The organism is Terriglobia bacterium, from assembly GCA_032252755.1.
Lineage (GTDB): Bacteria > Acidobacteriota > Terriglobia > Terriglobales > Acidobacteriaceae > JAVUPY01.
This window is the reverse complement of the sequence record JAVUPY010000031.1, coordinates 21,774-33,386: the sequence shown is the minus strand read 5'-3', so window position 1 is coordinate 33,386 and position 11,613 is coordinate 21,774. Positions and strand designations below refer to the sequence as shown.

Below are 11,613 nucleotides of genomic sequence, written 5' to 3'. Positions count from 1 at the left end.
CCCGCCACAGAAAAGGAGTCTTCATGCGCCGTCTTTGCGGGATTACATTTGCGGTTCTTTCATGCTGCTTGGGTGCGTTTTCACAAGACGTCCAAATTCAAAACCAGGCACGAGAGGTACGTGGTGATTCCACTCGTTCTGCACCAAAGAAGCTGACTGGAGAACAGCGCGAGCGCGCCATGCAACTGCTGGAGGGCGCGGCGGCGGGGGCGCGATCTCTGGATCCTGGCTCACGTGCTTATACGCTGATGCAGGTAGCGCAGGTGTATCAATCGTTCGATAAGAAGAAGGCGCTGGAACTGCTGGACGAGGCGATGACCGCGGCGGGAGAAGTTGCGCAACAGAATGAGCGGTTGAAGGGGGTGGGCGGCCGGTTGCAGGAGCAGGTGCTGAAGGCGATGGTTCCGCTGGCGCCGGAGAAGGCGGATGAGTATCTGACGCAACTGGATGCGCGTGGGCGCGAGCAGGTGCTGAAGGCCCTGCTGGACTACTATCAGCGCGAGAAGAAAATGGATCACGCGCTGCGGCTGGTTTACCGGATGAGCGCAGAGGGAGAGATGCCTTATGGCGCGGCGTCGAAGATCATGGAGCAGATGACGCCGGAGCAGGCCGACGATAAGCAGCAGCTATTTACAGCGGCGCTGGCCAGCTATCAGAACCACGATCATTCGCAGGCATTCAGCAACGAGGGTTTTCCCGAAATGATCGTTCGCTTCTCCAACGACTTACCAGCAGGCCTGGTGCACCAGGCAATCGATGCGGTACTAGAGTCGGCGCGGCGAACGGCGGAGAAGCAGTCGCAGAGTTCCCAGCCGATGATGATCAGCATTGCCTCGGCGCAAGGTGCGGTGCAGATGAACTCACTGTACCAATATCGGCTTTTCCAGTTGCTGCCGACACTGCGAACAATCGACCCGGAGCAAGCGGACAAGTTGCTGAAGGAGCAGACGGACGTGCAGACGCTGCTGGCGAAATATCCGCAGGGGATGAACTCGGTCGCGCCGGGCGACGGAAAAGGGAAGGGGAGCACGTCGTTCATGATCGGCAGTGGCAGCGGCGGTGGTGGTGCGGTACCGCGTGGCGGCATGAGTTTCCCGAGTCCGCTGGAAATGCAGAAAGCGGCGAAGATCGGGGAAGACGCAGAAAAGCATCCGCAGGACGCACTCGCGAATGCGGCGTCGCTGCAGAATGATGCACTCCGTGTGGACACTTACATGCATATTTCGCAAGTCACATGGAAGAAACAGCCGAGCGTTGCGGAGCAGGCGCTTTCGAAGGCGGCGGATGGGATCGATAAGCTCAACGGCGATCAGCAATTGATGCACTACTCGTCGCTGGCAAGAGCCTATTCGCGCATGGGCGAGACGGATGACGCGAAGAAATATATCGAGAAGGGAATGGATTCGGCGGCAAAGATCTTCAAGACGGACTCGAATGCCGACGATCCGAACCAGGCTCCGAAGGCGTACTGGCCGTCGGTCGCTGGATGGAAAGCGCTGCTGTCGCAGGCTTCTGAGATTTCGCCGCTGTGGGCGGCGGGTCTGCTGAAAGAGATTCCGGACGATGAAGCTCGGACGTTGGCGCAACTGGGGATCGCGACGACGCTGCTGCAATCAAAGGGTTCGGATACCGAGATCATGACGGTGACGAAGGGGCGGAACAGCACGATGATTATTGGGAACTCGGATCAGGAGTAAAGATAATCTGGTGCGATTGGGGCAGCGTGGTGCCCACGTCTGCTCAATGCGGCAGACGTGGGGCACGGAGAGTGAAGGAATTATTCGTCGGCGTCGGCGGTCAGTTGCGGAGCGAACGGAGAGCGCTGGTTTTCCTGCAACTGTTGCTTCTGCGGTTGCACGTTCGAGGGAGGCTGCGCGGGCTGTTCCTGCGGCTTCGCGGAAGGTGTGCTGAAGTTCTGGTTTGAATTATTCAGCCGATCGATGTCCTGATTGGTGTAGGTGTGCTGCGTGGGTGGCGGGCCCTTGCGCATGGAATCGGCGGCTTCCCCTAAGCTCTCCGTTTCGGATCGGGCAGGACCCACGCCTTCAGTGGGCGCGACAACGAAGTCGAAGCGGGCCATTCTCACCGGGCGAAGTCGGGCATAGGGCCAGCTATTCGGTTGCTGGTTCTCCTCGTAAGATTCTCCTTGCTGCAATAGGAGCGATGGCGGATACGTGCCAGTTGGCGTGCTGACAACCTGTTCCTGGCCGAGGGAAATGACGGGCGGCGTGAGACCCGAACCGAAGCTGATCTGCGGGGTCGTGATCACCGGGACAGAATAGAGATCAACGTCGCGGCGAGGTGGCATGCGGTTGAAGGTTCCTGGGATGGATTGTGCCCACGCGGGTAGGGTGAACAGAAACAGCAGCAAAGCAGTGAGGGTGCGCTGCATAGAATTTCTCCAAGGGCATCTCGTGAACCCACATCTGCTAACGGCGGCAGAAGTGGAGCACTCTGCGGAGTTGGATTGTAGGCCAGAGTACGAAGATGCCCAACAGGTCTTTTTGAGTGCTGTACTAGCGGTCAGGAGCCTACGAAACGGGCGTATAAACTACGGGCGATGCCGGTATCCGTGGTGCCCTTTATGATGGCTCGACCATCAGGAAAAAGGGTCATTTCCAGAGGATCCCGGTAGAACTTCAGAACAAATTCGTTATAGCGAACCGTGCCGTGGGGGCCGAGCCGCGCGCTCATCGAAGGGAAGTCGATGGGCCGATGGCGCTCGTGGATTTGGACGGAGTTGCGGCCGCACATGGAGATGTGCGGAGCGGCTTCGCCGGCGAGATGGACGAAATCGCGTTCGCCACAGGCGCGGCACCCGGTGCGCGGTTTGGTGGCGGAGATCTCGGCGCGATCGTTTTCCCAGACGTCGAAAGAGAGCAAAGTCCGGCGCATCTTGTCGCGAGCGCCGACGAGAAACTTGAGGGCTTCGGTGGCGCTCAGGCTCGCGGCGGCATTAACTGCGGAATTGAGAATGCCGCTGGTGTCACAGGTTTCGACGATACCCTCGGGGGAATCCGGGAAGACGCAGGCGAGGCAGGCAGTTTCGCCGGGCAGGATATTCATGGTGACGCAATAGCTGCCGACGGCGGCGGTGTAGATCCAGGGAATATTCTTCGAGACGGCGTAATCGTTGATCAGGTAACGGGTTTCGAAATTGTCGGTACCGTCGAGGATCAGGTCTGCGCCGTCGAGAATCTCTTCGATGTTGTCGGGAGTAAGGTCGGCGACGAGGCCTTCGATCTTGATGGACGAATTAGCCGACTGGAGTTTTCGCTGGGCGGCGATGGCCTTGGGGAAAGATTCGGCGGCGTCGGATTCATCGAAGAGGACCTGGCGCTGAAGATTGGAGGACTCGACATAATCGCGATCAATGACGCGAAGGGTGCCGATTCCGGCGCGAGCGAGTAGCGAACTGAGGGCTGAACCTGTGGCGCCGCAGCCGACGACTGCGACCGAACTCTGTGCGAGTTTGGCCTGGCCTTCCGCGCCGATGCCCCAGAAGAGAATTTGCCGGGAGTACCGATCTTCCAAACGCAAGTTCGAGTCCATGAAATGCGGTCCGGAAGGTATTATAAGGGCCTGCGCTCCAGTTAGAGTTTTCGAGCAGACGTGAAGTTGTGGGGAAATGCGGGTCCGTCGACTCCGCCGCACAACCGCGCGTGGCTGCTCGGAATGACGGCGTTGCGGGAGAGTACCCATATCTGCTAACTGCGGCACATGTGGGGCACGGGTTTCTTAAATTGGGGATTGCATTGTTACGGCACTACTACCGCGCGGGAATCCGGTTGGCGATGTGTCTCCTGCTGGCGGTGGTGTGTGCGGCAGGGCAGCAGGGGGAAACGAGGCCAGCGCCAGAACGAACCTCGCTCAACCCAATGGTGAAGGCTGTTCCGTATGGCATTCCGGTGAAGAGTATCGGGTTCCGCGGAGTGTCGGCTGACCAGGAAGCGGACCTTTCCAAACGAGTAGAACAAAAAGTAGGGCAGCCATTGGACCGGGTGAAGATCCAGCGAAGCATCCGTGCGCTTTACGCCACCGGATTGCTGGACGACATCTCGGTGGAGGCGAAGCGCAGCGGGGACGGAGTGGACCTCACGTTTGCGGTTACGAGGAACCACTTTGTCGGCGCGGTGGGCGTGGTGGGGTTGCCGAAGAAGGGACCCAATGAAGCGCAACTGGTGAATGCTTCGAACCTCGAGTTGGGTGAACTGCTTACCGACGAAAAGCTGCAGGCTGCCTTCCCACTGATAGAAAAGGTGATGCAGGACGACGGGTACTACCGGGCGAGGGTCACGGCGGAGAAAACAGTCGTTCCGGAAAGGCAGCAGGTCAACATCCTGTTCCACGTCGCGGCAGGTCGGCAGGCGCGTGTGGGAAATGTCATTGTCGAGGGGAGCAGCGGGTTCAGTTCTAAGGAGTTTCAGGAGATCACAGGTCTGCACACGGGCGACGTGGTTCGGGCCCAGACGGTGACGAAGGTTCTGAAGAAGCTGAGGAAGAGGTTCCAAGGCGAAACCCGGCTTGAGGCGCAGACCACGCTGCTGAGCCGGAAGTACATCGACGCCAGCGATACTGTGGAGTACACATTTTCCGTTGATCCGGGGCCAACGGTAGAAATTCGGACGGATGGCGTGAAGCTCTCACAGTCGACACTGAAGCGGTATGTTCCGGTCTACGAAGAGGGGGCGGTGGATGACGACCTGCTGAATGAGGGCAGGCGGAACCTAACGGACTACCTGCAGACGCTCGGCTTCTTCGACGCCAAAGTCAGTTTCAATCGAATCCGCGATCAGCAGAACAAGCACGTCGAAATTGTTTATATGATCGATCGTGGGCCTCGCCACAAACTTACGAGTGTCAAGATTGAGGGAAATAAGTATTTCCCCTCTTCGCTGATCCGCGAACGGATGACGATTCAGCCAGCGGGATGGCTGCTTTCTCATGGACGGTACAGTCAGTCGCTGCTGACCCGAGACGCGAATTCCATCACTGAACTCTACCGTACGAATGGCTTCAGTAAGGTCGAAGTGAAGGCAAATGTGAAGGATAACCTCGATAACGACGCGGAACGGATGGGAGTGGTGTTCCGCATTGTCGAGGGGCCGCAGTTGCTGGTTCACTCGATGACCATTACCGGTGACAAGAGTTTTCCTGAGAGCGACTTGAAGGACATGCTGTCGACGATCAAGGGGCAGCCGTTCTCGCAAGTTAACGTGGCACAAGATCGCGACCTGATTCTGAACTACTATTTCAATCGCGGGTTCCCGTCCGTGCAGGTGATGCCCTTCTTCGAGCCTGCGAAAGAAGACCCGAACAGGATGGACGTTCGGTATGAGATCGAGGAGGGGCCGAGAGTTTTCGTCGATAACGTCTACGTGACCGGACTGGAGAATACGCGGCCAGCGATCGTGGATCGCGACATCTCGATCAAGTCAGGCGATGCGCTGAGCCAGTTGGCAATGCTGGACAGCCAGCGCCGCCTCTATGATCTCGGACTTTTCAACCAGGTCGATATGGCGGTCCAAAACCCTGACGGGACAGCCGAAAAGAAAAACCTGCTGTTCGAGATCAAAGAGGCGAAGAGATACACATTCAACTACGGGTTTGGAGTGGAAATCGGGACGGGCGTGAATGCGGGCCAGGGGACGTCGCCGCAGGGGCAGACGGGCGTGAGCCCGCGCGTATCGTTCGACGTGACGCGGCTGAATTTCCGCGGCAAGGACCAGTCCATCATATTCAAGTCGAGTTTGGGTGCGCTGCAGCAGCGCGTTCTGCTGACGTTCGAGGCGCCAAGGTTGTTTGACAATCCCAACCTGAAATTCACTATCAGCACGTTTTACGACAACACACGGGACGTGACGACTTTTACATCGGAGAGACTGGAAGAAGCGACGCAACTCGAGCATCACGTGAACAAGTCCATCACGATGCTATATGGATTCAGCTACCGACGGGTGAAGGCTAGCGATTTGCCCCCGAATTTCGATCCGACAACGATTGCGCTGAACTCGCAACCGGTGCGCGTGGGAATGCCAAGCGTCGCTTTCATTCGCGATCAGCGCGACGATCCGCTTGACTCGACGAAGGGGAACTACACAATCGCAAACTTTGGCATTGCGAGCGGATACTTCGGATCAGAGGCCAACTTCGGCAGGATTTTCGTGCAGAATTCGACGTATTACACGTTCAAGAAGAAATACGTGCTGGCGCGATCGACCAGGTTCGGGTATGAGGCGCCGTACGGGAGTTGTCCGACGTGCTTGCCGGGACAATCACCGGTGGTACCGCTGCCGGAGCGCTTCTTCGAGGGCGGAGGGAACTCGCACCGTGGATTCTCGATCAACCAGGCTGGGCCACGGGACCCGGCTTCGGGAACGCCGATCGGCGGGAGTGCGGATTTCATAAACAATATCGAGTTGCGGTTGCCTCCGATGAACCTGCCGTGGGTTGGTCAAAACCTCAGCCTGGTATTTTTCCACGACATGGGGAACGTTTTTCCGACGGCAGACGATCTTTTTTCAAACTTTTTCCGGTGGAAGCAGAAGAATCCGAACAGCTGCAAAGATACCTCGGCGGCGGGGACTTGCGATTTCAACTTTATTGCGCACGCGGTCGGAACCGGGGTTCGGTATAAGACGCCGATTGGGCCGGTGCGCATCGATTTCGGCTATAACCTGAACCCGGCGGTATTTCCGATCAAGGACCCGATCGCGCCGGCGGTACCGCACTACGAGACGATGCGAAGGTTCAACGTGTTCTTCAGTATTGGGCAGACGTTCTGATGACGGTGATTGCAAAGGTCGAGGAGAAGAGGCCGGACGCCGCCTTCGCCACAGCCGAGAAGACGACGCTACGGATTCGTCCGCGGGACGTGTTGATTTTCGTGATCATGGCCTGCTTCGCGGCGCTTGGGCAGGAGGTGCAGACGATCGACCGGATCGTTGCGACCGTGAATCACCAACCGGTATTGCAGAGCGAGTGGGAAGACAGTTTGCGGTTCGAGGGATTTTTGCAGGGAAGGCCGCCCGAGACTTTCACGACTGAAGAGCGCGAGCAGGCGCTCAACCGGTTAATCGATCGCGTTCTGCTGGCGCAGCAGATGCAGGCGGATTACAGCGCGACGCCGCAAGAACTGGCCGACCGTGAGGATGAGATCCGGACGCAATTGCAGGGTGCGGAGACTGACAAAGGATGGCACGAATTACTGCGGAGTTATGGGCTGACGGATGCCGCATTCAATGCCGCACTCGAGAATCAATTGACCGTGATGCACTTCGTCGAGCTGCGCCTGCGGCCGAGCGTGCGTGTCAGCAACGAAGATATTCAGGACTACTACAGCCAGACACTTGTCCCCGCAGTGAAGAAGACGGGTAAGGCCGCCGAATCGCTCGACGAATTGCGGCCGCGTATTCGCGAGCTGCTGGTGCAGAAGCAGATGGATACAGTGCTGGAGGACTGGCTGGCGAATCTGCGAAGCCAGAGCGAAATCCACATTACGACGGACAACGATGGCGCCGGAAATGCCGCGGCAGATAAGACGGTGAAGGATCCGAAATAGTTCGATGCTAGAGGCTGGGCAAAAATCGCAGGCTCAGAGTCCGGTCCCGCCGATGCGCGGACGGCGCAAGCTGCTGCAGGGCTTGATCGGAGTCGCTCTGCTCGGCGCGGTGATCTGGGCTGGCTGGTTTTTGACGAGCGACGGCTTTCGGAACCTGGTTCGGATATGGCTTGAGCATCGCATTGAGGCGACAACCGGGGGACGAGCAACGGTCAGCGCGGTGCGATGGAATCTGTCGAAGATGGAGTTCGAAGCGACTGACCTCACCCTGCACGGACTGGAAGCGCCTTCGGAGAAGCCATTCGCGCACGTCGACCGGGTGTTCGCGCGGGTGCAGGTACGGAGTTTTTTTCATCGTGAATTCGATTTTGACTACCTCCTTGTAGATCATCCGACCATTCACATCATTGTTTATCCGGATGGGACGACGAACCAGCCTGTCCCGGAAAAGAAGCGAGTGTCCGACCGAACGCCAGTTGAGCAACTGGTGGACCTGGCGGTGGGAAAGCTGCAACTGAACAATGCTGAGCTGATCTTCAACCAGTTGACGATTCCGATTGCGGTAGACGCGAACGATGTCACGTTCAGTTCGAGTTTCGATCACAAGGAGAAGCGCTACGACGGGCGATTGGGGCTCGGAAAGCTCGAAGCGCATGTCGATGGATGGAGACCGCTGCCGACGATTTCGGAGATGGAGTTCAGTCTTTATCGCGATCGCGGGGTGATTCGGAAGCTGTCGGTGCGATCGGGAAAATCGTCGCTTGAGGCGAGCGGAACCATCAGCGACTTTGAGCATCTCGCGGCCGATCTCAAATACAACGCCCATATCGATGTTCGTGAGATGGCGGCGACAGCGCGGATACGCGACCTGAAGGCTGGGAGCGTGGATCTGCAGGGGACGGCGAAGCTTGCGCCGCGGGGATCGGTGACAACTGGAAGCATGAAGTTCGCGGGGCTGCACTTCGATGATGGCAGCGTCCGCGTCGCGAACCTGTCTGGACAGAGCGGGTATGCCGTCGATCGTGCGACGATGGCGTTCAAGGCAATTTCGGCAAAGGCGCTGGGTGGGATGGTGAGTGGCGAAGGTGAGATTCGGAACTGGATGGCCGCGAACGACCAGGCCGGATCGATGGACCTCCGCCTGAATGGTGTGCAACTGCGGGATGTGGCGCAAGCGGCGGCCTCGCGTTCTTTGCCGCTGCGGGATTTGCATTTTGATGGCGAAACGGCCGGAACGGTGAAGCTGACATGGCGCGGATCATTGCAGGATTCGCGGGCGGATCTTGCGCTGCAGGTGAGCCCGCGAACCGTGACTCCGGCGGGAGAACTTCCGGTCACAGCCGATGTGCGCGGCACGTTCTTCCATCGAACCCAGACGATGGAGATTGCGAGCGCGCATCTGACGACGCCGGAGAGTACAGTTTCCATACAGGGAAGCATCGGGGCGTACCGACTGCAGTTGAAGGCGAACGCGCAATCGAAACGCGCGGCAGAGTTCCAGCCAATTTTGCGGACGCTGCAGGCGGGCAATACCTATCCCGTTGAGTTGAATGGTCCAGCGGTCTTCAATGGAACAGTATCCGGGAGTTTCGCGGCCCTGAGCGCTGCAGGGCATGTTGAAGTGCGGGACTTTACGACCATTCTCCCGATGGAGGCTGCGCGCGCGGGACACCCGGGACAGACGGGGCCGGTGCACTGGGATTCCCTCGTGGCCGAAATCCATTACTCGCCCTCGCAGGTTACGGCATCGAATGCCACGCTGGTGCGCGGCAGTGCACAGGCCACATTCGACGCCAACATCGGACTGACAAAGAGCCGGTTTACGGATTCTTCACCATTGACAGTGCGCGGGAAGTTAGGGAATGCGGAGATTCGCGATGTGCAGTCGTTACTTGGATACGACTACCCGGTTTCCGGGCGGCTGGATGCAGATTTGCAGGTGAAGGGTACAGCGAACAATTTGCAGGGCGGGGGCCGCGTACATCTGAGAGATGCGACGTTCTACGGCGAAACACACGTCTCGATCAGTTCGGACTTGGAGTTCAGCCGCGGTGAAGTTCGGTTCCTGAACTTGAAAGCAATGAATCCGGCCGGTGAGTTGAACGCAACGGGAGCATATAACGCTCAGACCACAGCGTTCCGCTTCAGCCTTCGCAGTGGGACGATTCAACTCGCGCGACTGCACCTGCTGCAGGAGAAGAGGATTCACATTGAGGGAACGGCGCAACTGGAGGCTGCGGGTTCGGGGACCCGGAGCGCGCCGACTGTCAATGCGAAATTGCATCTGCGAGACCTCACGTTCGGAGGCGAGCGTGAGGGCGCGATCGATCTGGATGCGACTACGCGGGGCACGGAGATGACGCTGCAGGGAGTATCGCAGTTTGCGAATGCAGAGCTCCAGATGAATGGGACGATATATCTGCGCGAGAGCTTCCCGGCGCATCTTGTGGTGACGTTCCGGAACCTCGACATAGATCCGGTGTTCGCGGCCTATGTGAAGCAGTTCCATACGACGAGTCATACATTGCTGGCGGGGCGGGTCGAGTTGGATGGGCCGCTGAGCGAGCCGGCGAAACTTTCTGCGCGAGGGCAGCTCGATTCGCTGGTAGCGGGCATTGAGAACATCAAGGTTGCGAACCAGGGGCTCATCCTGTTCTCGGTGCAGAATCAGATGCTCGGGATTGAGGCCCTGCACCTGGTGGGAGAAGGGACGGACTTCACAGCCACAGGGCATATAGGACTCGCGGGTAAGAACGACATCGCGGCACGCGCGACGGGCAGTGTGAACATGAAAATCCTGCAGAGCTTCAGGCCTGAGTACACGTCTGCGGGACTGAGTACGATCGATCTCAATGCTAGCGGGACGTTCGAGCATCCGAGAATTCGCGGGCGGATCCAGATCACAAACGGCGCGATGTCGTATGTCGATCTGCCGAATGGGTTGAGCAACATCAATGGGACGATGTTCTTCAACGAGGATCGGCTGCAGATTCGTACACTCACGGCGCATACCGGCGGCGGGGATCTCAATATCACCGGATTTATCACATACAGCAACGGGGTAACTTTCAACCTGGTTGCGCAGGGGAAAGAGATACGGCTGCGGTATCCCCCCGGCGTAAGTGCATCGGGGGACGCGAACCTGACCTTGGCGGGCACGCCGAAGAACGCGCTGCTCTCGGGCGACGTCACGGTGACGCGATTTGGAGTGAACCCAAGATTCGATTTTGCTTCGTACTTGGCGAAGAGCCGGCAGCCGCAAGTGATGGTGAATCCGGATTCGCCGCTCAATGGGCTGCGACTGGATGTGCACATTATCTCGACGCCGGAGCTGCAGTTGGAGACTTCGCTGGCAAAGGTGACCGGGAGCATCGATGTTCGTCTGCGCGGGACGGCGGCGAGGCCGGTGCTGCTGGGACGTGTGAACATTTTCGAAGGTGACATCGTCTTCAACAGCACGACATATCACCTCGAACGCGGAGAGATCAGTTTCAATAATCCGGCGCAGATTCAACCGGTACTGGATATCGAAGCGTCGGCACGGGTTCGAGACTACGACATCACGCTGGGGTTCCACGGACCGGCGGACCGGCCGAGCATCAATTACCGGTCGGATCCGCCGCTGCCGACCGCGGACATCATTGCGCTGCTGGCGCTGGGCCGAACGAGGCAGGAGTCGGCTACGGCACAGATGTATAACCCTCAACAGCAGGCCCTGAGCGAGAGCGACGAGAACGCGCTGCTTGGGCAGGCGCTGAATGCCACCGTGAGCAGCCGCATGCAACGACTATTCGGGGTGAGCCGGATCAAGATCGATCCGCAGGTGGGCGGAGCGGAGAACAATACCAACGCGCGGCTCACGATCGAGCAGCAGGTCTCGAACAAAATCACCATCACTTACATCACCAACCTCTCGCAATCGGCGCAGCAGATTATCCAAGTGGAGTGGAATATCACGAGGGACCTTTCCCTGCAGGGGGTCCGCGATCAGACAGGAGTGCTGGGCTTTGACGTGCGGATTCGCCAGCGCAAGAAGTAGGCACAGGTTGCGG

General features: G+C 58.4%; 6 protein-coding genes. 4 read left to right on the top strand and 2 right to left on the bottom strand.

All coding sequences use genetic code 11. The features are described 5' to 3' along the window. Positions 1-1,697: hypothetical protein (locus ROO76_07845; protein MDT8068065.1), on the top strand; the 1,697-nt coding region annotated here is incomplete at its 5' end. A gap of 80 nt (positions 1,698-1,777) precedes the next feature. Here ROO76_07845 and ROO76_07840 read toward each other — a convergent pair. Both ROO76_07840 and ROO76_07835 read right to left on the bottom strand, forming a co-directional pair. Beyond that, the gene (locus ROO76_07840; protein ID MDT8068064.1) at positions 1,778-2,392 is read right to left on the bottom strand and encodes a hypothetical protein; all 615 of its coding nucleotides are present in this window, start codon (positions 2,390-2,392) and stop codon (positions 1,778-1,780) included. Between the two features lie 131 nt (positions 2,393-2,523). Then, positions 2,524-3,552, bottom strand: coding sequence for a ThiF family adenylyltransferase (locus tag ROO76_07835; GenBank protein ID MDT8068063.1), 1,029 nt, complete (start codon positions 3,550-3,552; stop codon positions 2,524-2,526). A 110-nt stretch (positions 3,553-3,662) separates the two neighbouring features. Here ROO76_07835 and bamA point away from each other — a divergent pair, with 110 nt between their 5' ends. From bamA to ROO76_07820, 3 genes are read left to right on the top strand one after another with little or no spacing between them, the layout of a single operon-like run. After that, positions 3,663-6,785, top strand: a complete 3,123-nt coding sequence (gene bamA, locus ROO76_07830) for an outer membrane protein assembly factor BamA (protein MDT8068062.1) — start codon at positions 3,663-3,665, stop codon at positions 6,783-6,785. Further along, entirely contained in the window at positions 6,785-7,561 is a 777-nt protein-coding gene (locus ROO76_07825) for a SurA N-terminal domain-containing protein (protein MDT8068061.1), read from the top strand. Before bamA ends, ROO76_07825 begins: the two co-directional genes overlap by 1 nt. 52 nt (positions 7,562-7,613) lie before the next feature. Further along, complete coding sequence (locus ROO76_07820; protein MDT8068060.1) at positions 7,614-11,600, top strand: translocation/assembly module TamB domain-containing protein; 3,987 nt, start codon at positions 7,614-7,616, stop codon at positions 11,598-11,600. Positions 11,601-11,613 lie beyond the last annotated feature (13 nt).